We start from the raw sequence: 25,364 nt of genomic DNA, 5'->3' as shown, positions 1-25,364 counted from the left end.
CGAAGGCTGCTGCGTCTGCATGGGCGAGAGGCCTTGAGGCTCAGATAGACACAGCTCACCTATCACCTTCGATCCGTGATCTCCGCACGATGACCGTTGCGCACCTCCTTGAGCGATATGACGAGGAGGTCGGCCCTTCCAAGCGTGGTGCTCGCTACGAGAGGGCGGGTATCAAGTTCATGCTCACGCACAAGGTCGCTGAGGAGCGCCTAGGAGGAGTCTCAGGGGCTTCCGTGGCCCGCACAGGGATGATCGCCTCAAGACGGCGAAGCCTGCCACCGTGCGCCGTGAGCTTGTCATTCTGCGGCATGTGTTCGAGGTCGCCATCAAGGAGTGGAGCATTCCGCTCCCTAGCAATCCCGTGCGAGTCATCAAGGTGCCCAAGGACTCTGAGGCCAGAGACAGAAGGCTTCATGAGAGCGAACTGGCCAAGCTGTTCGGCGCGATAGGCCCAAGGACCACATGGCATCAAAAGCCCTTCATCGTCCTCGCCATCGAGACAGGCATGAGGCGCGGAGGGCTTGTGTCTCTCCAGTGGGCTCATGTGGACCTCAAGAGGTACATATCGGCGTAGCCATGATGCTCCTCATCACAGCGTCGGACTGGTCCAGCTTCATGAGAACGGTGACGATATAGTGAAAGATGAAGGAGGGAGCGAACGACACGCCGCAGATCAAAATAAACTTGCCGATCTTCTGAAGGAGGCCGTCAGGACGGCTGCAATGAACGAATAGACCGAATGCTCAAGTCTCAGCAGATTCGCCAGCGCAAAGGCGAGCGCGCCTGCGGGGACGACTCGCAGGGCGAGCAGAATTCCGGCGAGCTCCGTTTGATGTTTCACGTCGCCTGAAACGCCTCATCTGGTCGGCAGACTAGCCGGCAGCACGCCGACACGCCGCGAGACCGCGGCCGATCGAACCGATCGCCCCCCCAGGGACCATCACCACAAACCGCACGCGGGGGGCCTGGTATTTGATGGCTCCGTTCCAAGCCAGAACCCGAATGACAGGCTTTGACGTCCGAATGCCGCAAGGCGTACGGTGATCATCGCGGGCCGGGCCGTGCATCATCCGCCGCGCGAACCGGCTTTTCCGGTCGAGCAGCAGGGACGCCGTCGCAGTCCGGCTTGATGCGGTGGGCAGTCCGATGCCTCCCACTGCCCGGCACTATAGAGAAAGTTGCTCATGATCGTTTTGACCTGATCCACCCGCAGCCAGCCTCACGTAGCGAGGATCAATCTCGAAAGCGGTCCCATGGATGCGCAGCCCAGCGGAGAACCTGAACAGGGCGCCATTTCAATTTGAAGGCTTCGCGATGAAGGATGCGATCGGAGACGACCTTGAGGGGCACCCTGTTCAGCGAGGTGGGCAAGGCGTTCGCGCCTGCTTTGCTCTTTCCGGAGAGCTGCCTCCCGCGCAGAAGCGCCCAAACCTGTGCATCGTCAGCCCCCACCATATCGGGCCGGCTTGAATGTCGGCGGCCATCAATACGTTCCTGGTCGTGCTCGCAGCCATCTTTCCCGTGGTCAATCCGCCAGGGTCAGCACTCGTTTTCCTGGGATTGACACGCGGCGCAGTGCCCGACACCCGGCGCATCCTCGCGCGGCGTATCGCGGTGAATTCGCTCTTCGTCCTGATGGGAGCGTTCCTTTTGGGCGCGCTCATCCTGCAGTTCTACGGAATTTCGATCCCCATCCTGCGCGTGGCGGGCGGGCTGATCGTGGCGGTATCCGGATGGAAGCTGCTCAACGAAGGCAGCCAGAAGGATTTCGACGCGCATGCGGACGATGTGTCGCGCGCCAACCTCCTGACGCAGGCCTTCTATCCGCTGACCCTGCCACTGACCACCGGCCCCGGCACGATCGCTGTCACGATCAGTATCGGCCTTTCACGCGCAACGTTCACGGCGTCCTCTGGCGCGGTCGCTTTCGTTCTCGCCAGCCTCCTTGCCATCGCCGTAATCGCCCTCAGCATCTGGCTCTGCTTTACCTATGCCGTCCGCGTGCAAAAGCTTCTCGGGCAAGGCGGCACCGAAATTGCGGTTCGCCTTTCGGCGTTCATTCTGTTCTGCCTGGGTGTACAGATCCTGTGGTCAGGAGCGAGCGAATTGCTGAGCTCTCTCCTGCATGGACCGGTCAGTGCAGCCTCAGCCATGGCGACCTGATTCCAGGAGATGCTGAGGCGAACGAACGGCATCTCCTCGCGCGCCGGCAGCAAGCCGTACCGGCGATGAATGGCACTTCCCTGTCACGAGCCTGAGGACCATCACTGGAAGCAGGGGGCCGGAGCGCAGTGTTCTCCCGCGCGGCCTCGGCGTTCAAGCTCCACGACCGCCGTTCTGACGTGATTGATGGATCAGGCCGTTGGAGATCGCCAACTTGCCGGTCCCGTGTTTTTCTCGGATACTATTATCCCATGAAATGAGTTGAAAGATCGCGCGATGAGAGCTGCTCTGGTTGTTTCCAGTCTTATTCTATTGACCAGTATTGCAGGCTGCACGCCGCGCGAGGAATTCGCCTCACCCTCCGTTGTATCCACCGCAGCGCCCCGTGCCTCGGCCGAGCGCAGCTATCTCGACGTGGGCCCCGCTCCCGGCCGAGGCGGCCCGGCCTATCTCCAGGCGAACACGGCAAGCGGTCCACGGCAAACGGACTTCTTTGGCAACGACGTGCTGCCCCGCGCACCATAGGTGCCTTGGAAATTTCAAACCCAGCCAGAGCCTTTGCCAAGGGCAGCTGCCTGGCCCGGCGACGTCGATTGCCCGGCCTGATCGCCAGCGCGTGCCGGCGGCCCAACGTAGCCCCAATGCCGGATGCGCGCGTCGAGACGCCGATGGGGAGGGCGCAGCGGACAGCTGGCTCGGCGTTTCCTGACGAATGCGCGGACGGCGTCGGGTCTCGATCCTGCTGACCGTTACTGGACGGCTGCAGCAGTGGCCCCCTCTCCGCGGAACACGGCCTCGATGACATCGCCCGGCTCGACCTCGGTGTCCTCGGTGGAGGGCAAGCGCTGCCATTGCTGGCCAGCTTTCCGGACGATGACGACCTCCGAGCGAAGGTCGTTGCCTGCAGCTGGCATGGAGCTCACATTGCCGAGGGGGCGGAGCTTTTCGCTGATCGCCTGAATTCTCACGCTGAGATCCGCCAAGCGTAGATTGGAGTCCCTCAGCTCGCGCAACAGAGTGATCCGCCGCTGATTGGCGACGCGCTCGAGTTGGCGACCATATTCTTCGACCTGAAGCCGCGTCCGCATCAACTGAGCGGTGGTTTCCAGGCGGCGCGATGACGATAGCAGCAGCGCGCGTCGGCTCTCGCTGATACGCTGGCTGACGAGGGCGCCGCTTCCAAACAGCTTATTGACCCGCTCAAGCTCCTGGGAATCGGCCTGCACTCCCTTTTCCTCTTCCTGCTCGCGCTGGATCAGCACCGTGACCTGTTCGCCTGCCTCCTTTACGGCGCGCTCCAGAAAACTCCGCTCGTCGCGGAAATCGGCCAGCGAGATCTTGAGCGATTCCGCCTCGCTCTGGGCAACGCCCGAGGCCACGATCGTGGGCAGGGGCGAACTCCTCGGCGGGCGCAGATCAAAGGTCTCCTGATCATCCAATTCAGCGCGCACGCGCAGCGCGTGGAAATATTCCTTCAGATACTCGGTCCAGAGCGAGTCGTGATCGCGCCTCATATCGACAGGATCCGGGCCGAGCTGCCCGGCGCGAGAGCGAAGCAGGCTGTATCCGCCGGCGACTGTAATGGCCTGCCGGACCGTCATGGTCGGCCGATAGGCCTGCTGGCCGGGGGTGAGCACGTCGCCGGCGACATAGATCGGCCGGTATTCGGCGACCCAGGTGGTCACGTCGCCCGGCCTGACGACCTGGACCTGTTCGCGGCCGTCTGGAGCGCGAAATCGGAAGACCTTGGTCGGCATCAAGGCCTCCATCCGGCTCTGGAACTCTGCCGGGGTGAGCCCTGCGACGACGACCGAGCCGACAGCCGGCAATGCGATCGTGCCGTCGAGTTGGACCGTCGCGCGCTGACGCTGATCCGGCAATCCGGCCAGGGCCAGCTCGATGGTATCGCCCGGAGCGAGCCGGTACGGAGCGCCGGCATGGGCTCCACCACCCAGGCAGGCGGCCAGAACCGCACCCGATGCGAGCCTGCCGAGGCTGGAAAGCTTGACTGCAAACAGGGTCATTTCATTGGCCTCTCGCGTGCTGTCCGGCAGGGGCGACCTCGTCGGGCCAATCCAGGCGCGAGACGAATTCGAAGACGGGGCCGCCTGCCTGCCCCCAGTTGCTCGACCAGATGATCTGCGACCCATCGGGCGACGGCGAAGCGTGGGTCTCGCTCCAGTAGTCATGGGGCGCATTTCTGGTCTGCGCGATCCGCCGGAACTCGCCGCTGCCGTCGATCTTGAGTGCCAGGATTTCCTGCGCGAACGGCGCCCACTCCGCGTGGCGACCGACCTCGTCCGGCATTCCGGAATAGCTCAGGAAGACCCAGCCGGGCCGCCGCATAGCGAGAGAAGCGTGCTGAGCCTCGCCGTAGCGGGTCAAGGCGGTGACGACCCCATCATCGAGACGCCGCTTGATGACCTGGAACTGGTCGGGGGGCGCCTTGCTGATGCCGACATAGACCTCGCGGCCGTCCGCATCGACCGTCATGTCACCATGACCGGGCCGGTGGTTCTCTGTCCAGCTCTGCACCAGAGCCCCCTCGAGCGTGAAAATGAAGGTCTGGTTGGTCTCGTCCGGCAAGCTCTGGAGGCAATAGACATGCACGCCCAAGGGAGAGATGGAGCAGGCATTGCTCTGGCCTGGGAGCTTGGCGAGCGCGATGTCGGGAAACTTCGTCCGGGTCGTCAGGTCGTAGGCGAAGGCAACCAGTGCCCCACTCTCCGAAAGTGCCCGCACGACGATGCGACGACCGTCCCAGGACGGGTTTCCCTTGTAGGGGCCGAATTGAAGGTTGCGATGATGGTCTGCGGTGTAGACCACGCGCTCGAGATTGGTTCGCGGTGCCCAGAACGAAACGGTCTGCCCCCCGACGCAGATCATCAGCTCCGGATTGCGCGGGTGCCATTCGCATTCGCCGCTCCGGGTGCGCCGGAAGAGCGGCGCATAGCTGCGGCCATCGAGAAAGCACAGGCCGTTGCAGCCATTGACGATGACGAGCAGGCTCTGATCCGCGTTCCAGGCCTGAGCGCTCGAATAACGATGGCTGCAGTGGCCGGGGCCGCACACGATGCCCGAGCCCAGTGGCCCCGGCCGGGTCACCCGCGTGAATGCCACGCCGAAGGCCGGGTCCGATGCAGGCTGCAGATATCCGGGCAGCGGCATGTCCACCGGCGCGACCAGCTGCGCGGCAGAGAGGTTGTCGGCTGCGGCCGCGGGCCAGAATGCCGGCACGAGCGCGGCGGCCAGGAACGCCCCAAGCCATGATCTCGGAAGAACCGACCTCATGTGATGAAGTCCTTCTGGCGGCGAACCTGCCCCGCCGCCACGCGGGTGAGCCACCACGCGATCGTCCGTTCCAGGCCCTCGCGCAGGCTCGTGCGCGGTCGCCAACCGGTTTCGCGCTCGAAGCGGGAGCAGTCGGCCAGCAGTGCCCGCACCTCGGAATTGACCGGCCGCATCCGCGTCTCGTCGCGCAGAACCGGCTTTTGGCACGCGCTCAGTTCGCGGATCAGCTCGATCAGGTCCGCAACGGTCACCGCCCGCTGACTGCCCGCGTTATAGGCGTGTCCGTAATCGACCGCGACCGCACTGCCTGCGGCCATGAACGCCGCGACGGTGTCCTCGACGAAGGTCAGATCCCTGATCGGCGTTGTGTCGCCCACCATGATGGCCGTGCAGGCCGGGTCGAGCGCCTGGCGAATGATGGTGGGGATGATTGCCCGCTCGCTTTGACGCGGTCCAAACGTGTTGAACGGCCTGAGTGTCACGACCGGAAGCCCGAACGACCGCGCAAAGGCCTCGGCCATCATATCGGCGCCGATCTTGGACGCCGAATAGGGCGACTGGCCCTGGAGCGGATGGGTTTCGCTGATCGGCATCGTCAGCGCCGTGCCATAGACCTCGCTGGTCGAGGTGTGGACGATCCTCTCCGTGCCATGCTGGCGCGCCGCTTCGAGCACGTTCAGCGTCCCCAACACGTTGGTCTCCACATAGGACTGGGCAGCCAAGTAGGAATGGGGAATAGCAATCAGAGCGGCGAGGTGGAAAACGATCTCCTGGCCCTGCACGATTCGCCCGATGAACGCGGCGTCGCGAACGTCCCCCCGCACGAGATTCAGCTGATTGCGGGTGGCCTCGGGAACATCGTCGAGCCAGCCATGGCTATCGAAGGAGTTGTAGAGGGCAAGGGCCGTAACCTTGGCGCCGTCGCGCACCAGCGCCTCGGTCAGATGGGACCCGATGAAACCATCGGCTCCGGTCACCAGCACGCGCATGCCGCTGTAGCTCATTGAGCTGCTCCCTCGGACTTGGTTGCTTCACGGGTTTCGGCAACACCTGGCCGGACTGTCCGCTGAGCGGGCACGGCCTGCGACGGGACCCAGCCGAAGACGGCCAGAACGCCCCGCATGAGCCAACCAATGTCGCCGACGACGCTGTGATGGGGGAAATAGGCGAGATCGAGCCGTGCCTTGGTCGGAAACAGCACATCCCGATAGAAGCGCGTCGGGTCCATGTCCGGCGGGTAGAGACTGCCCTCGTTGCGGAACAGGATCTGACTAGGCCCCAACAGACCTGGCTTGTGCTCCAGAACCTGTTCGAAGCCATTCTGGAAGCAATCGGCAAAGGCCAGCGACTCGGGACGCGGCCCGATAATGGCCATGTCGCCCCTCAGGACGTTCCAAAGCTGCGGAAGCTCATCGAGTTTGGTCGCGGCCAGAACGCGGCCGACCGGTGTCATCCGCCCATCCTTGGCCATGGTCAGGGGACACCCCTCGGTGCCGCAGGTGGCTGCGAACTTACGGAACTTGTACATGCGAAAGGGCTGCCCGCCCTTTCCCAGGCGGGCCTGGGAAAACAGGATCGGGCGACCGCCCTCCAACCAGATGGCGCAGGCAATGACCAGCATGGGCAAGGCCAGGACCAGGGCCGCTGCAGATGCGACGATGATGTCGAAGGCGCGACTCGCGATCGCGTTCATATCGACGCCCACCGCAGAATGCCCGACACGGATCTGGCGGGGCATCATGCGACGGCCTTGACGACGGTTTCGGCCTGCACGGCACGCGCCAATGTGCCCACGACTAGTTCGACGGTTTCGGCTGCCATCCGCGGGTGGAGGGGCAAGGTCAGCTCACGCAGCGCGAAGTCTTCGGTCCTCGGCAGCTGCACGCCGGGGCAGAGCTCACGGTAAAGCGTCATCAGATGGACCGGAGGGTAGTGTATCGTCGTCTGAATGCCGTTCTCCCGCAGGTGATCGATGACCTCCTGCCGCACCACACCGGCTGGCAAGACAACCGGCATGATGTGGAACGTGGATAGCCGCGGCTGCTGGAAAGGTACCGTGACGGATGGGCAGCGTTCGGCGATGAGCTGCCGGTAATCGGCCACCAGGCGGCTCCTGATCTCGTTCCAGCCCGGCAGCTTCCGCAGTTGGACAAGACCGATGGCGGCCCGCATCTCGTCCATGCGGTAGTTGAAGCCAAGCATGGTGACATCGTAGGTCGGCGTGCGCGCGTTCAGGCGCTGGCGCGTTCCGCTGGTCATGCCGTGCCCCCGCGCCTGCCGGATCGTCTCAAGCAAGGCGGAATCGCGGGCGATGATCGCGCCGCCCTCGGCGGTGGTCATGTTCTTGTTGCCGTAGAAGCTGAACGCAGCGGCTTCGCCGAAAGTCCCGACCTGCCTCAACCCGGGCGCATGTGCAGCGTCCTCGATCACCAGCAGCCCTTTCCGGCGAGCGAAGTCCCGCCAGGCCTCGCGATCGGCGAGATAGCCGGCGAAATGAACGAGAATGACGGCCTTGGTCCGCGCGGTGCAGCGGGCCTCGGCGTCGGCCAGCGACATCAGCGGAACATCCGCCGACTCGATATCGACGAAGACGGGCGTCGCGCCGACATAGACCACGCAATTGGCGGTAGCGACGAAGGTCAGGGCAGGAACCAGGACCTCGTCACCTGGCCCCAGTCCCAGGGCATGCAGAATGAGGTGGAGGGCCGCCGTACAGGAATTGACCGCGACGGAATCCTCGACGCCATGGACTTCGGCAAAGGCCTGCTCGAAAGCTCTGACCCGGTCCCCCATGGTCAGCCAGCCACTGTCGATGACCTCTGCAAGGGCAGTCTTCTCTTCGGGGCCCAGGATGGGCTCGGCAACCAGCAACATGGAAGGCTCCATCACGCGTGGCGGACAAGTCGCCGGCGCCGAGCGGCGCCGGCCGGACCGGCGTCGTCAGGCCGCGACAGGGTGCTCGATCACAACCGACTGCTCGTCCCAGGCGACGTCCTGCGCCTTGTGGAAGTCGTCGACGCGACCGATGTCGAGCCACACACCCTCGTGCTTGAAGACGTGCACGGGCGTGCCAGTTTCCAGCATCTGGAACATCAGGTCGTCGAACCCGAAGGGCACTCCCGACGGAATGAACTCGAACACTGATGGATCCATGCAGTACAGGCCCATGCTCACCAGATGCGGCAGCGCCGGCTTTTCCCGGAAGGTCTTGACCTCGCCATCAACCTCGTCGATCACGCCGAAATCCATCTTGATCGTGCGAGTGGTCGTCGCGATGGTTACCGGGCCCGGATGGTGCCGATGGAAGCTGGCAAACTGGCTGAGGCTGATATCGGTGAGCACGTCGCCGTTGAGCACGAGGAACGTGCTGTCGAGCTGGTCCCGCAGCAGCGAAAGCGGGCCGATCGTACCGAGCGGCTCGACTTCCTGGGTATAGGTGATCTTCATGTTCCACTGCGCGCCGTCTCCGCAGAAACTGCGAATGAGATGGCCGAGATATCCGGTCGTGACGAAAACCTCCTGGATTCCGTTCCGGCGGAGCCACTTGAGCAGCAGCTCCAGGACCGGCCTCGATCCGATCGGCATTAGCGGCTTCGGCAGGACCGAAGTATAGGGGCGCAGACGGGTGCCCTTGCCGCCGCATTGGATCACAGCCTTCATCCGAGCCTCCTATAAGTGGTCTGCGGCTACGTGCCGCTCCGGCTTGCTACGTGTGGCGCCGGGCATGACAGCGGTGGAGCGGTGTCGGAGTGCCTGACACGTCACGGCACAAGGCACCGGTTGGATCACCACGCACATAGTTCACCCGGTCATCTGGGAGAGGATGCTATGAGCGCCGTAACCCACTGTCTTCGTTCGTTTGCATGATGGAGGCGGGGCATGCCGCCATCGGCTCTTCTGCCTCCGGGCCCGGCGCCGCGTATTTCCCGCGATAGCCTTCACTCCCGGCCGGCGCGCCTCCCGATCCCGCCTCTCCTGAGAAGCCGGCTGGCCGGTCCGATGCAGGGTCCAGGCGGCCCCTTCGACGAGAGGATTCCCGATGCCGCGTGTCTCTGGTCCCTCTTCAGTGACCAGGCTGCGCGACACGGGCTACGGGCGCCCGCTGACCGCGGCCTGCACAGCGGCTGCCCTCGCCCTGCACAATCCACCTGGCGCTGAGTGATATCCTGGCTCTCACGGGCGACAGCCCCTGCCGCAGGGCCGATGATCGCGGTCGCCTCCGCCGCTGGCGGCAGCTCGAGCCACCCCGGCCAATGCCTGTCCCCCGCCCCGACGCCGGATCAAAAGCATCGGCCCGTGAAATGGCTTCCGGCTCTCGGGAAAGCTGGGTCATCGGACCGGAAAACGGGGTCCGGTCCGATGCTCTAATGGGAAAGCGCCGCATAGCCGCGTGCTGCGGGCTCCTCCGCAACGGCTCGCGAGGGGCGCATCCTGGCGAGAACTGCGGCGCTGATCCGATCGATCGACAGATTGCGGCTCGGGGCATCGATGCTGCTGACTCGGATCATGGGGAGCCCGCGCGCGCCGACCAGGCCGGAGATCAGGTCGACATGGTCCACGTGGTCCAGGCTGCCTTGCAGGTCGATCTCGAGGTAGCGCTGAAGCGGGCCGATCCTCTGCCGACGATCCCGAAGGCGCGCCTCCAGGAGGGGGCGCGGCGCCTCGAAGCGGATGAGCAGGTCCGGCTTCGGCACGCAGTCGAGCGCGCGTCCGACAGGGTCGCGCTCGGTTATGCCGCTGAGCAGAACGAGCGAGGCCACCGCCTGGACCATGCCCTGATCGAAGATCGTGATCGCATCCGAGGATTGCGCCGCAGTCCATTCGCGGTGGAGCAGCGCCAGGTGCCAATGCAGGCGAACGCCCCATAGCCGATCCTTCGGTGGCAGGATCCTGAAGAGATCCGCGACGCCGTCGGCCGAACCGGCGGAGTTGAGCAACCGGGCGCTGGCCAGGCATTTGAGGACAACGCGTCTCAGCGGGTGAGCCCGCACGCCGATCAGGGGGGTCACGACATAGCCAAGACCGCGCAGATGGGCGGTCAGGGCGGACGCCATCGTCGTCTTTCCCGCCCCGGACGGCCCGAACATCTCGAGGATCATTACAAGCCTCTTCCTCTTGCCTTGACGCTCAGAGCCGCGTCCTGACCTCGGAAAATTAGGCCGAACAGAGAGATGTTGATCTCCATGTCCAGAAAACCGCCATGGGAGTCTGGTCTATCCAAATCGAAGAGGCCTTATATCCACTCCCTAAACAATATCCCATCGCTCTCTATCGTCTTTCGGATATTGGATTCCGCCACTACTTTGATTTCTCTCTCAAGACGTTTCATGTAAATGGAATGGAATTCTATATATGCCGCGTATAATTCTCTATGAGCTCCTGTATTTATCATATCAAATAGTATTTCGTATTCCGCACCTTCGACATCGAGCTTGAGAACGACGACATCATACAGCATTTTCTTTGCCATAATGAGGTTCGACAGCGAGAATGTCTCTACGACGTCAGAATCTGCATCCCCCGCGGCATACAGGCTGCTATTGTGCTCGGGAACGATCGATCGCCCTTCATAGGTAGGTTGGCGTCGATCCGACGGAGGCCCAAACAACTTGGTGAAGCCCTCCCGGACGCTCGCCGCCTTACCGATGATCTCGATATTGGCACTCGAACTCGCCTGGAGGGCCTGAAGATATGGCAGACAACTCTTGTTGGGCTCTATCATGATGAAATCAAAATATTCTTCGGTATAGTACCGACTGAATACGCCATACCCCTGCCCGACATTTGATCCGCAATCGATGAAAAGCCCTCGCCCGCAAGAGCTGCTCTTTATCTTGGCGATAGCGCGCTTGGCGTCAGCGGACACGGCGATCCGCACGCGCATTGATCGAACTGGCGCGCTCAGCGATAGAGCGGACAGCTCCAGAAATCGGAGTGCACCCTCGTCCTGCAAGACGTCGGCTGACTGCTGAAGCTTCGCCGAGAGTCTGGCACTGAGACGTCCGGCTGCCCCCATTGCGGCGTTAGTCATTCCTACCTCCATGACCGCAATACGCCTTGAGCGATGTGCGGCCTCACCTGCCACGCGCCCGGCCCATTCCTATCCAAGCATCCATCCACCCTGATCGACGGAACGTCGCTCCATGCGTCTCGTCGAGCCCCGGCGCCAATCGAATTCTGCCTGTGGCCCGAGCACATCATGGCTGCACAGTCTCGCGAAGCAGCGGGTCAGGCCGTCAGAGGACACTATGGAGACGCCTTGTGAGCGTCATCGTCCATTCGAAGGATACTGCGGGCGCCCCCCCGCGAAGGGCCGTCAGGAATGCCATCCGATCGCTGGCGAGATCACGCCTTCGCCAGCGATCCACCTGGAACGCCATTGCCCCGTCAGACCACTCCGGCGTCGGAGCAAGGCAGGCAACAGGCTGGCGCGCGCGTGAAAGCCTGCAGTTGCGACAGACGTCCGTGTTTGCCGCATCAGACCGGCGCATCCGCAAGGGCGTAGCGGCCGGTTTCTCACCTGTCCTTGCGATGTGAGGAGAAGCGATGCAGAGCTTCCGTTCGCCGAGCTGCCCGCATCGCCGCAATGTCTTGGCTCCGCCACAGCAACCGATGTCACCAGCCGAAGTCAAATCACCAATCCGCCTCGCCGAACGTGCTACTTCGAAACCCGATATCGCTTCGACCACGCTCGGCGCAGGACGAGACCCGCCGCCAGCCCGATCATGCTGCCGGCAATACTGCACGCCGCATCGACGACTCGTGGCGTGCGGCCCGGAATCCAAAATTGGGCCAGTTCGAACCCGACGGCGCCAATGATCAGCAAGGCGGCAGACAAGGGGGCGCCCTTGCGCCCGTAGACCACAGCGAAAATTCCGCCCGTGACCGCATAGGCGAACACGTGCTCCAGCTCGGGGGGCGCCCGGGTTCTGAACTCGATGCTTCCGGGCAGGATCGAGGCAATGCCGACGAGGGAGAAGGCGCACCAGGCGACAGCCCGCCAGTGCTTCCAGCGGACAAGCCTGTCGATACCGGCGCTGCGTTGCTCCGGGTCGAGGCGGCGCGCCGAAGCAAGCCCGCCCCTCACGGCAGGACCGCGACACGGGCAAGCAACGTGACCAGCTCCGCCTGGCGCCTGGTCTGCGTCTTGGCGAAGACCGAGGCCAGCTGGGAGCGAATGGTGGTTCGGCTGAGACGCCGACTGCGGGCGACATCCGCCGGCACATCGCCGCGCGCCATTTGAATCGCCAGGCGCGTCTCGGCCATGGTCAGGCCAAACATGCGCTGAAGCATGAAGGGATTGGGCTCCAGATGAGCATCAAGATCGAGAAGCATGACTACGCTGGTGCCGTCCGGCATGTCGTCCGCGACCTGATTGAGAACGAGAGGCGCATCGTCCTTGTCCGAAATGACGATCCAGGTCAGCGGGCCGAGTGACGGGCGGTTCGGCGCGCGCGCGATCAATCGCTTGAAGGCGCTCGTCAGTTGGTCGAGGCCTTGAACCGAGCCCGCCTCACGGCCAAGGATCAGCCGGGCCGTGGCGTTGGCTTCGACGATCTTCCGGCGGTCCTCGAGGACAAGATAGCCGCAGCCGATGCGGTCGAGCATGCTCAGAGCCACGGTGCCGCGATAATTGCTTGGGGGGGCTACGCCCGCCCCGCCCTCTTCCTGGTCGAGAACTGGGGACGCGCAAAGAGGCCCGACGAGGCCGGCATTCAAGGGCATCGCATGACGGACGGACGCACCCAGGGGCGCCGGCGCTTCGACAGATCCGCTGACCAATGACATATCGGCACTCTCCTCGATGTTCCGCATTCCGGACCAGAGACCATCCGCTTAACCTCACTCCGCAAACCATGTCGGTTGAGATGACGCGGCCACTCACAGCTCTGGTAAACTCAATTGCTGCAAGACATCGCGCACAAGGAGAGAGGAATTACTATATATTATACTCAAATTACCTTTGATTATGTCGTCAATTTGGAAAATTATCTTATATATTCGCGCGCTCCGAATACATTGCTATAGAACAATATCGGAACCATGAGGGAACAATATCAGAAAACCCCGGAGCGAAAACGCATTCAAAGGAGCCAGTCAGCCTACACCCAAAGGTTAAGGTCCCGCCCCCCCGAAAGGCCATGCCGGCCGGCCTGCATACACCGGCTGCTGTCCCCGGCAAGGAAGGTCTACCCAAATTGGACGAACGGGCCGCGGCGGGGCAGCAGGCGGGCTCATGCCAGCGTGCCACGGAATGCTGACGGTCCCCCGTGGGTAGAGGTGATCGTCGCCATGCGCGCATGGAGATAGAGCCCCTGGAAGTGGTCGCGCTCGACAGACTCGAGCCCCGGGGCTCGCCCTCCATCCGGGCAGGCTCGCTCCGAGGCCGTTTCGAGTTCAAACCCGGCGGCTGCACGCACAAATTCGTGACGACCTGAAGATGCGTCGGGAGACTACATGTTCTCTCCGGTCCCTGCACAGTTGGCCGGCTGTCTGGTTTTCGCGCCACGGCCGCTACCGCGACGCCTCTTCCGGCGGCCCCGCGCCAATGCTGGCATCCTACGCCTGCCAGCACGTGAACCCGCTGTCAGCCGGGCCGAGCCGGCCTCTTCCACGCAAACCATAGCGTGAGGCAGAAGCTGTCGGCTTCAAGGCGAACACCCTGCCGCCTCTGAAGCGATGAGGCCGGCGATCGCCGGATTCTTCCCCCGACCATGCGGAAACGCACCGATGCCGGCGCCCTACGCCATTTACGTCCGGTTCCGATCCGTCATCCAAATGAATGAGGACAGTGCAGAGCCTGCTCCATACCGTGATTTCCTACCGGATACGGTCCTGTGGGGCAGGAACGCGCCGGAAAAGGTCATCAGGCCGAGCGCTTGCACTCAGGGGTCAGGCCCCCGCAGTCCCAGCTCCTGGCAGGAGGAGTCAAAATGGTTCCGCATGTGCTTTGCGTGGGAGGGGAGGACCATTCGCTGCGCATCCCGTTCCTAGCAGCCTTGCAGGACCGCGGCTTTCGGATAACGGCAGCCTCGACCACAGACGGGGCCGCCTTCTTGCAAGCCGGCCTGGCTCATCGGCGTTATCAATTCGACCGGTTCGACAGTCGCGGCGCCGATCTCGCTGCCATCCGCCAGCTCGCGAAGATGATCGCGGATATCGGCCCAGACATCGTCCAAAGCTTCGATACGAAGCCCAATCTGCTGGCACCCCTCGCGGTCCGGGGCAAGGTCGCCGTGGTGCGAACCATCAATGGGATGGGTTGGGTATTCTCGTCCGAGACGGCCCGCGCGCTCGCCCTCCGGCCGGTCTACTGCGCCTTGCAATGGCTCGCCTCCCGCTGGACCGCGGCTACGGTTTTCCAGAACCGCGCCGACAAGGCCTATTTCGAGAGTCACAGGCTGGTTCGAGGGGACCGCGCTCATCTGATCCGCGGATCGGGCATCGACATTGCCGCCTTCGATCGATCGCACGCCCGTGCCCCCGTCACTGCGGCGCTAAGGGAACAGCTCGGCCTCGGGATGGACGAGATCGTCATCACGGTCAGCAGGCTGACGCAACAGAAGGGAATTCCGACGCTGCTGGAGGCCGCTTCGCTGGTCAGGAAGGTGCGCCCGGGTGTGCGCTTCCTGCTCGTCGGTCCACGAGAAAGTGAAGGGCCCTTCGCAGTCGCTCAGGACGAGATCGACCGGCAGGCTCCCCATGTGATGGCGCTGGGCGCGAGGAAAGACGTGCCGGCCCTGCTCGCCCTTGCAGATCTGTTCGTCCTGCCGACGGAATATCGGGAGGGGATCCCGCGCGTGCTGCTGGAGGCCGGCCTTGCGGGCTTGCCGATCGTCACGACCGACATGCCCGGCTGCAGCGATGTGGTCACGCATCACTGGAACGGCCTCCTCGTGCCACCGCGCGACCCGGGCGCTCTCGCCAGCAGCATCCTCGAGCTGCTCGAAGACCGGCGCAGAGCGCTTGAAATGGGTGGTCGATCCGTAGCGCTGGTTCGACGCGAATTCGGGCTCTCGACGATCGTCGGACATTACACGGAGCTTTATCGGCAGGTTCTGTCGGAACAGGGTGGTACGGACAAGGCTGCGGGCAGGTCGCGATCGCCGATTCTGGAGGGGGCCGGCGCGCTCCGCGGTGTCGGAGAAGGGGAATGATCCGAAATGCGCTCCTCGGAGCGGGGCTCGTGCTGTCTTCCGCATCGCAGCTCCGCCTGCCCGGCCTGCCGATCGGCCTAGGCGAACTCTGCCTTGCGCTCTGGATCGGCCTGTCGGCGACCCGATTTCTGGCCGGGTACCCGATGGCGGCCAGTTCAGCCTTGACCCGACTGAGCGCATTCTGGGCCGTGTTCGCGCTCACCTTGAGCATAGGCGCGTGCATCGGACTTCTCTTCGATCCGCTGACCGACGTCGGCGCCATGGTGCATGACTCCACCGCCTATCTGCTCATGGCCTGTGTGACGATATTGTCCGTGGCCGAACCAGACAGTGACAACCGCCTGCGGCAGACGGCCTGGTTCGTCATCGTCTTCGGCAATATCGGCCTCGCGCTGCAGATTGCCATCGGCTGGGGGCTGCTCCCTCAGGGTTCGCTCGATCCATGGTACTGGGACCGCTTTCGCGGCTGGTCCGAGAACCCCAACCAGGCTGCGCTCTATTGCGCCGTGTTTGGTCCGCTCGCGCTCCATCTGGCGATGAGCGCGGAGACGGGCTTCGGCCGCGTCTCCGGCTTTGCTTTGGCGATCCTGCCCGTGGTCTTCGGGCGATTGACGAAGAGCGACGCCTTCTTGGGTGCCACGGTCATCTCGAGCACGTTCCTGATCGGGTTGCGGCTGCGGACCTGGCTGGCCATGCCAGGATACAGCATGCGTTACATCGCAGCCGTCCTCTTCATCCTGGCGGCCCCGCCCACCACGATCGCGCTGTTGCCCTACGGCATCGCCGCTGCCGATGAGGCGGAGGATTTCGCCAAAAGCCTGGCCAAGGACAAAGGCGGGGACGGGACCGTAGCCACAGCCAATCTGCGGTTTCTGCTTTGGCAGCAAGCACTGCTGAAAGGGTTAGGGTCGGCCTCCCTGGGCCTCGGTCCGGGGCCGCATTCCGAACGCCCCACGGGTCCTAACCCGCAGAACCTGCCCGGCCCGTTCGAGGCGCACAGCACGCCCCTGGACCTGTACACCCAAGGAGGCGTGCTTGGCCTCGCCACTCTGGCGTGGCTCGTCGGCAGTACCCTCTTGCTCACGCTGCACGCCCGGTTCGATGCCCTCTCGGCACTGATCTGCTCTGTGGCGGTGTTCAGCATCAGCCACTTCATTCTTCGCCACCCGATCTTCTGGTTCGCCCTCGCCCTGTGTTTGGCCGAGGGCTGCACGCGAAGGCCGACGGTGTCCGCTCACTACGGGAGATGACAGGATGTGCGGGATTGCGGGTATCATTCTGCCCCCCGACGCTGCGGACCCCGGGTTACTGGGTGCGATCAAGCCGATGACGGCTTCCATTCGCCATCGTGGGCCGGACAGCGACGGGTTTTGGAGTGACCGTGAGGCAGGCGTCGCACTGGGTCATCGACGCCTCGCAATCGTCGACCTGACCGAGGGCGGCCACCAGCCGATGCTTTCCCACAGCGGACGGCTGGTCATGACCTTCAACGGCGAGGTCTACAATTTCCATACCCTGCGCCGCGAACTCGAAGAACTCGGGCATAGCTTCCGTGGTGGCAGCGACACCGAGGTGATGCTCGGCGCGATCGAAAGCTGGGGTCTGGAGAGGGCGCTCCAGCGCTTCACCGGCATGTTCGCACTCGGCCTCTGGGACCGAAGGGCGCGTGTTCTCCATTTGGTCAGAGATCGGATGGGGAAGAAGCCACTCTACATCGCGCGCATCGGACGTGCCCTTGTGTTTGCCTCCGAGCTGAAGGCAATTCGCACCTTTCCGGGCTTTCAAGCCCGGATCGATCGAGAGGCTGTGGCCGCCATGCTGGCGCGCGGCACGATGCCGGATCGGTGCTGCATCTGGCACGATGTGTTCAAGCTGCCCCCTGGAGCCATGCTGTCGGTGAGCGTGGACGAGATCGCCGACGCTCCCGACACAGCAACTCTCAAGTCGAGGATCCACCAGTGGTGGTCCCTGGCTGCCGTGGCCGAAGAGGGGCGGAAGAATCCGTTCGTTTCCGACGATGTCGCACTGGTCGCGGAGCTTGACGAACTGCTTCGTCTCGCCGTGCGCGAGCGGATGGTCGCCGACGTTCCGCTCGGCGCATTCCTCTCCGGAGGAATCGACAGCTCGACCGTCGTCGCGCTGATGCAGGCCCAGTCCGACAGGCCGGTGCGCACGTTCACGATCGCATTTCGCGAACGAGGCTATGACGAGTCGGTCGAGGCCGGGCGTATCGCCCGGCACCTCGGGACAGATCATACGGAGCTGCATCTGACGCCGGCGGAGGCTCGCGAGGTCATCCCCGAATTGCCACGCATCTGGGACGAGCCATTCGCCGACTGGTCGCAAATCCCGACCCTGCTCGTCTCCCGCCTCGCTCGCACTGATGTGACCGTGGCTCTGTCGGGCGATGGCGGCGATGAATGCTTTGCCGGCTACTCCAGGCATTTTCTTGCGGTGCGGCTGGCTTCCCTGCTTGGCCTGCCCCCCATTCTCCGCCGCACCGCTGCAGATTTCCTGGTTCACCTGGCGAATGGCGCCAGCGAGGAATTCGTCAATCGGCTGCCGGTGCCGGACCGGCTGAGGCGCTCGCTGCGCGGCGACCGCCTGAGGCGTCTTTCCGATCTCTTCGCCGCGAACGGAGACCAGGAAATCTACCGGCGGCTGACACGTGTCTCGGAGCTAACCCTGGCGCGCGACGCCGAAGCTGCCGAGCCCGATGCTCCCGTCCTCGACGATCTGGTGTCGCAACTGATCTTTCGGGACATGACTGGATATCTGACGAGCGACATTCTGGTGAAGCTCGACCGGGCAAGCATGGCGACGAGCCTGGAAGCCCGCTGTCCGCTTTTGGATCATCGCGTCGTCGAATTCGCCTGGCGCCTGCCGACAGCGGTCAAGGTCCGCCACGGCCAGGGCAAGTGGATCTTGCGACAGGTTCTTGCGCGCTACTTGCCCCGGCACCTGTTCGAGCGCCCCAAGCAGGGCTTCGACGTGCCTGTCGGTGCCTGGCTGAAGGGGCCGCTACGGGCCTGGGCGGCCGACCTGCTGACCGAATCGCGGCTGCGGCGCCACGATCTTCTCGACGTGGCGGCGGTCCAGGCGTGCTGGGCGGAGCACCTGAGCGGCCGCCGCGACCATTCGCTTGCGCTTTGGGCTGTGCTGATGCTCGAGGCCTGGCTCGACGAGGGCGCAGGTCCGCCGGCCACCACACCGGTCGGTGAATTCGACCTCGCATTGCAGGGGAGCTGACGATGGAAGCGTTGACCGGCAAGGGCCAGCGGTTCATCGCGACGGCACGACCTTCGGATCTGCCGCCACTCGAACCGACGACGCGGATAACCAGACCGATCATTGGATCGGCGCCAGGGCCGCTGCCATTCCAGCGGATCGTCCACGCGCTGTCGAGGCGGCGGGGTCTGATCCTTGCAATGATGCTCCTCGGCGGCGGAGGGGTCGCGATCGTTGGCATGATCATGTCGCCCACCTATACGGCAACGACGCAAATCGTGGTCGATCGCGCCTCGGAAGGGTCGAGTGGCACATCCCAGGCCTCCCAAGCCATCGACGATGCGGCGATCGACACGCACTTGGCCGTGCTTTCGTCCGATGCGCATCTGCGACGGGTCGCTTCGGCGCTCCTTCTTGCCCATGAGGAAGTGGTGGCGGCAGGGAAGCAACCGGACTCCTGGCTGCACCGTGTCCAGGATGGGCTCGGTGCCGCCTGGTCGTTTCTCACGCAGCCGTTTCGGCGTAGCGCTGACAGCCACTCCCCTGACAGTAACGAAAGCGCGCTGGCCCAGCAGTTGAAGCGCTCCGTAAAGATCGGCCAAGAGCGACGTTCGAGAGTCTTGTCAGTTGTTGCAACGGATTCCGATCCGGGACGTGCAGCCGAGATCGCGAACACCGTCGCGAATGTCTACATCGAGGATATTGCGCAACGAAAGCGCACCGACGCGGAGCAGCTTGTGGTCTGGCTCGCCAAGCGCGTTCCCGAAATGAGGCTGGAGGTGGCGCGTGCCGAAGAGGAGCTGCAGGCCTACCGCTTGCTCCATGGCGCAGCGGTCGATGGCACCCCTGATGTAACCGGCCAGCAGATCGCACAGCTGGCCCGGCAATTGGCCCTGGCCAAGTCCGATTTCGCCGCGACGCAACAACGGCTGAACCGGTTCAACGACTTGCGCCAGCGCGGCGCACCCACCTCCGCCCTTGCGGATGCACTGGGATCAGCGAGCCTGGCCGAGTTCGCCCATAACGAAGCAGCACCAGCGACAGTCGGTCAGGAGCCTCAGCCGGAGCCGCGCCGGAAAGCGGACCGTGCGACAGAGCAGGCGATCGATCAGGCGTTCAGCCAGGTAGAGACCGACGGTCGCATTCTCCAGGCTCAGGCCAGATCAATCGAGGAGCGGCTGCAGTCCCTGAAGGCGGCGGCGACCGAAACCGCGGCCAGCATGTCCGGTTTGCGGGCTCTCGAGCGTCAGGCGGCCGCAGTAGCCCAGCTCTATGATGCCCTTCTGAGCCGTCAGCAGCAGGCAAACGAACAGGTCCAGCTCATTCAGCCGGACGTCCGGGTGATGGCGTCGGCGTGGCCGCCGGAAAGGCCAAGTTCGATTCACCCGGCCTTCCTCATTCCGCCCGGCGTGATGGTCTTCGGCATCATGGGCGTGCTGCTTGCGCTCGGCATCGACAGACTTGATCACACTCTTCGCAGCACGGATGAAGCCGCCGAAGCTCTGGCCGTTCCTTGCCTCGGGCAGGTCCCGCGGGTCACGCTCCGGCACGCAAAGCGGATCGAGGATCTGCTGCGGCAGCAGCCTCAATCAGTCTATGCGCGGTCAATCCGCTCATTGCTGATCTCCGTGTTGCCAAGGGGCTCCGGCAGCTTCGCGTCGAAGATCATCCTTGTCAGCTCCGCCCTTCCGGGCGAAGGCAAGACCACGGTCGCGCGGAGCCTTGTCCTCTCGGCGGCGCGCCTTCGACTGCGCGTGCTCCTGATCGACCTCGGCGAGCCAAGCGGGCTCCCTGAACGGGACATCGTGACGATGGCGCGCGCGGCCGCCCCCGGCGTCGATCTCGTCGACGTCCTGAGCCGCGGCCGACCGATCGCCGATGCGGTGGAGCACCTTCCTGAGCTTGGGGTCGACTACATTCCGCCGCCTCGACTCGATGGCAACCTGCTTCATTTCCTCGCAAACCCGCAAGTTCCGCACTGGCTTGATCAGTTCCGCGAGACCTACGACTTCATCGTGATCGATGGGCCCGCAGCGGTCGATCGGCTGGAAGCGAGTTTTCTGGCGGGCTGGGCCGACCAGATACTGCTCGTGGTGCGCTGGGCACAGACCGGCCGGGAAATGGCGCAGAGTGCGCTACGGCTGGTCGGCGGCGCTCCGGGGCCCGACGCCGATGGCGCTCCCCGAGTGGCGTCGGTGCTGACCTGGGTCGATACCGAGCACGATGCCGGCTTCCATTTCAAAGACATCCGCAGCTTCATGAGCTGGCGTCGGTCATGATCGATTACAGTCACAACGCTGGGTATTGATCTGATGTTGACAAGTTACGCCACCATCACCCGGCTGGCCCGCAGCGATAATGCGCCGACAGCGACCGCTCTATCTGAGCCCGCGGCCGCGCCGGCAAGCGGCGAAACCAGTGCGAAGGGCAGCAGTGACCTCGCTCACCGGCTCTCATCCGGGAGCGTTTGGGCTCTGGTCGTCTATGTCGGCGGCGCAGGACTTACGAGCGTTGCGCAGTTCGAGATCGCCCGGCTGGTCGGCCTTTCCAGCTATGGCACATATTCCTACGCCTTTGCCTGGGTCAGCCTCCTGGCCTACAGCGCGACCCTCGGCTTCAATGTTGCCCTGCTTCGGTTCGTGCCGGCCTATGGTGCGAAGGGGGAGTGGTCTCTGGCGCGTGGTGTGATTCAGTTTGCCGTGGGCTGGACCCTCGTGGCAGCCATCGTTCTCGCCGGAATCGGCGCCGGAATCGTGGCCGTTTCCTCCGCTCGCCCGCACTCGGAGCTTAGCATCAGCCTGCTGATCGGGATGGCCACAGTCCCGCTGGTCACGATGTATCTGATCGGTGCGACGCTGCTACGCGCTTTCGGCGGAATCGTTTCGGCTCTTTTGCCGGAACGCATCGTCCGTGACGGCCTCTTGCTCGTGCTTGTCGTCCTGGCCGCCACCGCGGCTTCATGGCGGCTGGACGCAGCGCTCGTCATGGCTGCGCTGTTGATCAGCTCGGCGGTCACGGTGGGCGTGGTCTGCGTGATCATGCGCCAGCTCTGGCCTCTTGCTCTGCGAGGCGTCAACTCGACCTACGCTCCGCGCTATTGGTTGACCGCCGTCTTTCCCATCATGATCATGACGGCCGTCGACACCCTGATGAACCGCACGGGGGTGATGCTGCTCGGCTGGACCGGCAACATCCGGGATGCTGGTACGTTTGCGGTCGGTTTCAATGTGGCGATGCTGCTCCTGTTGCCGCGCGTCGCCGTGAGCACCGTATTTGCCCCCACGATCGCAGACCTTCACGCGCGCGGCGACCGGCTGGGCCTGCAGGCGCTGTTCGCGCGCGCCAGCGTGTTGTCCTTCGTCGGGGCCGTCATGCTGGCTGTGCCGCTTCTGGTGGTACTCGAGCCGGGGCTACGATGGTTTGGCAAGGATTTCGTCGCCGCAGTTCATGTTGCTCAGATCCTGATGATCGGTCAGGTCTTTGCCGCGGCGGCCGGCCCGCATCAGAACCTCTTGACCATGACCGGCCATGAGCGCGCCGCCGCGGTCATCATGGTTGCGAGCGCCGCCGCGAACGTCGCAGCCTGCGCCATAGGAATCGCGCTCTACGGAGCAATCGGCGCGGCAGTGGCCACCACGGCGACCATGGTGCTCTGGAATGTCGCGACCGGCATTTGTGTCTATAGGCGTCTCGATCTCATTCCAGGGCTCGCCGTTGCAATGCGCGTGAGGCGAAACAAGCCGGTACACCCGCTGAAGCTGACCCACGAATAGCAGGCGCACCGTGGTGACGCGTGAGAGACAGCGCCAGAAACCTCCGAGCTGGCGCGCGCGATGCACCCCCAATGATCCAGCCGGATCTCCTTCGCAAGCGACACCCGATCGAGTCCGCCCGTATCAATCATCAGAAATCCATGCCGCCCGGCATCGCCTGCGGCGCTTCCTTCTTCGGCAGCTCGGCAATGATCGCCTCGGTCATGATCAGCAACGAGGCGATCGACGCCGCATCCTGAAGGGCGGTCCGCACCACCTTGGCCGGATCGATCACCCCATTCGCCACAAGATCCTGATACTCCCCTGTCGCGGCATTGTAGCCCTGGTTGTAGTCATCCTTCTCGATCAGCTTGCCGACGATGACCGCACCGTCGGCGCCGGCGTTTTCGACGATCTGTCGGGCCGGAGCCTGCAGCGCGCGGCGCACGATCTCGACGCCGGTTCTCTGGTCGGCATTGGCGGGCTTGACGGCGGCAAGGGCCTTCATCGCCCTCAGCAGCGCCACGCCGCCCCCCGGCAGGATGCCTTCCTCGACCGCCGCGCGGGTCGCGTGCATGGCATCGTCGACACGATCCTTCTTCTCCTTGACCTCGATCTCGGTCGCGCCGCCGACGCGGATGACCGCAACGCCACCGGCGAGCTTGGCCAGACGCTCCTGGAGCTTCTCACGATCGTAGTCCGAGCTGGTCTCCTCGATCTGCGCCTTGATCTGTGCCACGCGAGCGCCGATCTCCTTCTTCCTGCCGGCACCGTCAACGATTGTGGTGCTTTCCTTCTCGATCATGACTTTCTTGGCGCTGCCGAGCATTTGGAGCGTGACGGTCTCGAGCTTGATGCCGAGATCATCGGAAATGGCGGTTCCGCCAGTGAGGATCGCAATATCCTCCAGCATGGCCTTGCGGCGATCGCCGAAGCCCGGAGCCTTGACGGCCGCGACCTTGAGGCCACCCCGCAGCTTGTTGACCACGAGCGTGGCGAGAGCCTCCCCTTCCACGTCCTCGGCGATGATCAGCAGCGGCCTGCCGGTTTGCACCACCGCCTCGAGCAGCGGCAACATGGCCTGGAGCGAGGAGAGTTTCTTCTCGTGGATCAGGATATAGGCGTCTTCGAGCTCGGCCCGCATCTTCTCCGCATCTGTGATGAAATAGGGTGAAATATAGCCACGATCGAACCGCATGCCCTCGACCACATCGAGCTCGATCTCGAGCGATTTTGCCTCCTCGACCGTGATGACACCCTCGTTGCCGACCTTCTTCATCGCCGCGGCGATCATCGCCCCGATCTTGGTGTCGCCATTGGCCGAGATGGTGCCGATCTGAGCGATCTCGCTATTGGCCGTGACCGTCTTGGCCCTCTTCTTGAAATCTGCCACCGCAGCCTCGACCGCCATGTCGATGCCGCGCTTCAGATCCATCGGGTTCATGCCAGCGGCGACGGCCTTGGCTCCCTCACGGACGATGGCGTGGGCCAATACAGTTGCCGTCGTGGTGCCGTCGCCGGCGGCGTCATGCTGTTTTGAAGCGACCTCGCGCACCATCCTTGCGCCCATGTTCTCGAACTTGTCGGCAAGTTCGATCTCCCTGGCGACGGCGACGCCATCCTTGGTGATGCGGGGCGCACCGAATGACTTCTCGATCACGACGTTGCGCCCCTTGGGACCAAGCGTGACCTTGACGGCGTTGGCCAGGATTTCGACACCGCGCAGCATCCTCTCGCGGGCATCGGACGAGAACTTCAACTCCTTGGCGGCCATGATCCGGGTCCTCCTCCAGGGGATTTCAACGGTCAGCAGCAGATATGGTCAGGCGGGTTCCTCTCGATCGGGCTGATTATATCGCTCTCCGCGGGGATCAGCAGCACTTCTCGCTCGAACGCGATGCGGGGCGCATCGTGAGAGCGAGCTCGCGAAGCAGCAACGGGTTACGCCGCCCTGCGAGCGGCCGCCTGCCGTGCAATGATCCATGCGCCGCGGATCAATTCGCAGGGTCGCGCTCGGCGATGGTTCGTGGGCCGGGGTCTGGTTCGAACTTGCGACCGCCCGCCGCCGCCTCGACCCTCTGCTGGGTGGACCTGGATACGAGGCGAGACTTCCCGAGGGCAGTAAAATCGCTGGCACTGTGGTTTTGACTGGCGCGCCCCTCAAAGACCAGAACGTCCGAACGTGTAACGACGATATCGCCGCGGCGCAGGGTCGGGTCGTCCAGATACCAATAGTGATCGGTGGCCGGATCGAGTTTTACGACTGGAGGCGTCGGCCTGGATACGACGGCTTTCCGCTGATGCGAACGACGCGTCGGCCGAACGGTCACATCGAGCGGTTCAGGCCCAGTCGGGTAAACCTGCGGAGGAGGTCTCCCGAACACGGCTCGGGCCAGTTCATCGAAGAACCCGGCAGAGTGAGCGGGTGTCACAAGAACAAAGGTGCTCAGGCCAATGCTGAGCAGCCCGCCAATTCGAGTGCTGTTCATGGGGCAAATCCTCGCGACCCGTCTTGCTGGCTAACGCCGCCGACGGCCGGCGGTTCCAACGCGGTGTGGCCCGAAGTCGTCCAAAGCGCAGGCGGGCCGACGGCCACAGCGGCCCGCAGCGACATGATGGGCGGTATCCGGGGGCCCAAGCTTCACGCGGCCGGCGGGATTCTCCTACACCCCTGATGACCGGGAAAAGTGGATTTGCGCGGATAGGATGTAGAATGACGAATGCCCCCATTGCCGTCGTCAATGGCCATTGACCTCAGCTCCGGGATTGCGAG

At 63.8% G+C, this 25,364-nt stretch carries 18 protein-coding genes; 6 read left to right on the top strand and 12 right to left on the bottom strand.

Annotated features, from left to right (window positions below; translation table 11 throughout):
• Nucleotides 1–1,470: 1,470 nt before the first annotated feature.
• The gene (locus tag AB4118_RS16010) at nt 1,471–2,163 is read left to right on the top strand and encodes a MarC family protein (RefSeq protein WP_441490657.1); all 693 of its coding nucleotides are present in this window, start codon (nt 1,471–1,473) and stop codon (nt 2,161–2,163) included.
• 749 nt (nt 2,164–2,912) lie between these two features.
• On the opposite strand, the gene AB4118_RS16005 is transcribed toward AB4118_RS16010, so the two are convergent.
• The 10 genes from AB4118_RS16005 to AB4118_RS15960 all read right to left on the bottom strand — a co-directional run bounded on the left by AB4118_RS16005 (nt 2,913) and on the right by AB4118_RS15960 (nt 13,062).
• Nucleotides 2,913–4,187 carry a polysaccharide biosynthesis/export family protein gene (locus AB4118_RS16005; RefSeq protein WP_441490656.1) on the bottom strand — a complete coding sequence of 425 codons (1,275 nt, stop codon included), beginning with the start codon at nt 4,185–4,187 and terminating at the stop codon, nt 2,913–2,915.
• Nucleotide 4,188: 1 nt separating this feature from the next.
• Nucleotides 4,189–5,454, bottom strand: a complete 1,266-nt coding sequence (locus AB4118_RS16000; RefSeq protein ID WP_441490655.1) for a hypothetical protein — start codon at nt 5,452–5,454, stop codon at nt 4,189–4,191.
• Complete coding sequence (locus AB4118_RS15995; RefSeq protein WP_441490654.1) at nt 5,451–6,458, bottom strand: SDR family NAD(P)-dependent oxidoreductase; 1,008 nt, start codon at nt 6,456–6,458, stop codon at nt 5,451–5,453. The genes AB4118_RS16000 and AB4118_RS15995 overlap by 4 nt, the downstream gene beginning before the upstream one ends.
• Entirely contained in the window at nt 6,455–7,147 is a 693-nt protein-coding gene (locus AB4118_RS15990; RefSeq protein ID WP_441490653.1) for a sugar transferase, read from the bottom strand. Before AB4118_RS15990 ends, AB4118_RS15995 begins: the two co-directional genes overlap by 4 nt.
• 44 nt (nt 7,148–7,191) lie before the next feature.
• Nucleotides 7,192–8,328, bottom strand: a complete 1,137-nt coding sequence (locus AB4118_RS15985) for a DegT/DnrJ/EryC1/StrS family aminotransferase (protein WP_441490652.1) — start codon at nt 8,326–8,328, stop codon at nt 7,192–7,194.
• A 66-nt stretch (nt 8,329–8,394) separates the two neighbouring features.
• Nucleotides 8,395–9,114 carry a nucleotidyltransferase family protein gene (locus tag AB4118_RS15980; protein ID WP_441490651.1) on the bottom strand — a complete coding sequence of 240 codons (720 nt, stop codon included), beginning with the start codon at nt 9,112–9,114 and terminating at the stop codon, nt 8,395–8,397.
• 704 nt (nt 9,115–9,818) lie between these two features.
• A complete protein-coding gene (locus tag AB4118_RS15975; RefSeq protein ID WP_441490650.1) occupies nt 9,819–10,553 on the bottom strand; it encodes a hypothetical protein in 735 nt (244 codons plus the stop codon).
• 134 nt (nt 10,554–10,687) lie between these two features.
• Nucleotides 10,688–11,485 (bottom strand): FkbM family methyltransferase, encoded by a 798-nt coding sequence (locus tag AB4118_RS15970; RefSeq protein WP_441490649.1) that lies wholly within the window; start codon nt 11,483–11,485, stop codon nt 10,688–10,690.
• Nucleotides 11,486–12,112: 627 nt separating this feature from the next.
• Nucleotides 12,113–12,355 (bottom strand): VanZ family protein, encoded by a 243-nt coding sequence (locus AB4118_RS15965; protein ID WP_441490648.1) that lies wholly within the window; start codon nt 12,353–12,355, stop codon nt 12,113–12,115.
• 182 nt (nt 12,356–12,537) lie between these two features.
• The gene (locus AB4118_RS15960; protein ID WP_069882281.1) at nt 12,538–13,062 is read right to left on the bottom strand and encodes a helix-turn-helix transcriptional regulator; all 525 of its coding nucleotides are present in this window, start codon (nt 13,060–13,062) and stop codon (nt 12,538–12,540) included.
• Between the two features lie 1,325 nt (nt 13,063–14,387).
• On the opposite strand from AB4118_RS15960, the gene AB4118_RS15955 reads away from it, so the two are divergent.
• From AB4118_RS15955 to AB4118_RS15935, 5 genes are read left to right on the top strand one after another with little or no spacing between them, the layout of a single operon-like run.
• Nucleotides 14,388–15,611 (top strand): glycosyltransferase family 4 protein, encoded by a 1,224-nt coding sequence (locus AB4118_RS15955; protein ID WP_441490647.1) that lies wholly within the window; start codon nt 14,388–14,390, stop codon nt 15,609–15,611.
• Nucleotides 15,608–16,861: an O-antigen ligase family protein gene (locus tag AB4118_RS15950; RefSeq protein ID WP_441490646.1), complete on the top strand. Its 1,254-nt coding sequence runs from the start codon at nt 15,608–15,610 to the stop codon at nt 16,859–16,861. Before AB4118_RS15955 ends, AB4118_RS15950 begins: the two co-directional genes overlap by 4 nt.
• A gap of 4 nt (nt 16,862–16,865) precedes the next feature.
• On the top strand, nt 16,866–18,860 hold the full coding sequence (gene asnB / locus AB4118_RS15945; protein WP_441490645.1) for an asparagine synthase (glutamine-hydrolyzing): 1,995 nt from the start codon (nt 16,866–16,868) through the stop codon (nt 18,858–18,860).
• Between the two features lie 2 nt (nt 18,861–18,862).
• Nucleotides 18,863–21,118 (top strand): GumC family protein, encoded by a 2,256-nt coding sequence (locus AB4118_RS15940; RefSeq protein WP_441490644.1) that lies wholly within the window; start codon nt 18,863–18,865, stop codon nt 21,116–21,118.
• Between the two features lie 33 nt (nt 21,119–21,151).
• Nucleotides 21,152–22,612 carry a lipopolysaccharide biosynthesis protein gene (locus AB4118_RS15935; protein ID WP_441490643.1) on the top strand — a complete coding sequence of 487 codons (1,461 nt, stop codon included), beginning with the start codon at nt 21,152–21,154 and terminating at the stop codon, nt 22,610–22,612.
• A 130-nt stretch (nt 22,613–22,742) separates the two neighbouring features.
• Here the strand turns inward: AB4118_RS15935 and groL are convergent, their stop codons facing one another.
• Nucleotides 22,743–24,365 (bottom strand): chaperonin GroEL, encoded by a 1,623-nt coding sequence (gene groL / locus AB4118_RS15930; RefSeq protein ID WP_441490642.1) that lies wholly within the window; start codon nt 24,363–24,365, stop codon nt 22,743–22,745.
• A gap of 220 nt (nt 24,366–24,585) precedes the next feature.
• The gene (locus AB4118_RS15925) at nt 24,586–25,080 is read right to left on the bottom strand and encodes a hypothetical protein (RefSeq protein WP_441490641.1); all 495 of its coding nucleotides are present in this window, start codon (nt 25,078–25,080) and stop codon (nt 24,586–24,588) included.
• Between the last annotated feature and the right edge of the window lie 284 nt (nt 25,081–25,364).

The organism is Allobosea sp. 2RAB26 (assembly GCF_052115465.1).
Lineage (GTDB): Bacteria > Pseudomonadota > Alphaproteobacteria > Rhizobiales > Beijerinckiaceae > Allobosea.
The sequence above is the reverse complement of the archived record's forward strand: the minus strand, read 5'-3'. Positions and strand labels throughout refer to the sequence as shown.

What these genes read in the sequence shown, in the direction of transcription:
- AB4118_RS16010 (WP_441490657.1), top strand. Translation starts at nt 1,471, where the DNA reads ATGTCGGCGGCCATCAATACGTTCCTGGTCGTGCTCGCAGCCATCTTT.
- AB4118_RS16005 (WP_441490656.1), bottom strand. Translation starts at nt 4,187, where the DNA reads ATGACCCTGTTTGCAGTCAAGCTTTCCAGCCTCGGCAGGCTCGCATCG.
- AB4118_RS16000 (WP_441490655.1), bottom strand. Translation starts at nt 5,454, where the DNA reads ATGAGGTCGGTTCTTCCGAGATCATGGCTTGGGGCGTTCCTGGCCGCC.
- AB4118_RS15995 (WP_441490654.1), bottom strand. Translation starts at nt 6,458, where the DNA reads ATGAGCTACAGCGGCATGCGCGTGCTGGTGACCGGAGCCGATGGTTTC.
- AB4118_RS15990 (WP_441490653.1), bottom strand. Translation starts at nt 7,147, where the DNA reads ATGAACGCGATCGCGAGTCGCGCCTTCGACATCATCGTCGCATCTGCA.
- AB4118_RS15985 (WP_441490652.1), bottom strand. Translation starts at nt 8,328, where the DNA reads ATGTTGCTGGTTGCCGAGCCCATCCTGGGCCCCGAAGAGAAGACTGCC.
- AB4118_RS15980 (WP_441490651.1), bottom strand. Translation starts at nt 9,114, where the DNA reads ATGAAGGCTGTGATCCAATGCGGCGGCAAGGGCACCCGTCTGCGCCCC.
- AB4118_RS15975 (WP_441490650.1), bottom strand. Translation starts at nt 10,553, where the DNA reads ATGATCCTCGAGATGTTCGGGCCGTCCGGGGCGGGAAAGACGACGATG.
- AB4118_RS15970 (WP_441490649.1), bottom strand. Translation starts at nt 11,485, where the DNA reads ATGACTAACGCCGCAATGGGGGCAGCCGGACGTCTCAGTGCCAGACTC.
- AB4118_RS15960 (WP_069882281.1), bottom strand. Translation starts at nt 13,062, where the DNA reads ATGCTCGACCGCATCGGCTGCGGCTATCTTGTCCTCGAGGACCGCCGG.
- AB4118_RS15955 (WP_441490647.1), top strand. Translation starts at nt 14,388, where the DNA reads ATGGTTCCGCATGTGCTTTGCGTGGGAGGGGAGGACCATTCGCTGCGC.
- AB4118_RS15950 (WP_441490646.1), top strand. Translation starts at nt 15,608, where the DNA reads ATGATCCGAAATGCGCTCCTCGGAGCGGGGCTCGTGCTGTCTTCCGCA.
- asnB (WP_441490645.1), top strand. Translation starts at nt 16,866, where the DNA reads ATGTGCGGGATTGCGGGTATCATTCTGCCCCCCGACGCTGCGGACCCC.
- AB4118_RS15940 (WP_441490644.1), top strand. Translation starts at nt 18,863, where the DNA reads ATGGAAGCGTTGACCGGCAAGGGCCAGCGGTTCATCGCGACGGCACGA.
- AB4118_RS15935 (WP_441490643.1), top strand. Translation starts at nt 21,152, where the DNA reads ATGTTGACAAGTTACGCCACCATCACCCGGCTGGCCCGCAGCGATAAT.
- groL (WP_441490642.1), bottom strand. Translation starts at nt 24,365, where the DNA reads ATGGCCGCCAAGGAGTTGAAGTTCTCGTCCGATGCCCGCGAGAGGATG.
- AB4118_RS15925 (WP_441490641.1), bottom strand. Translation starts at nt 25,080, where the DNA reads ATGAACAGCACTCGAATTGGCGGGCTGCTCAGCATTGGCCTGAGCACC.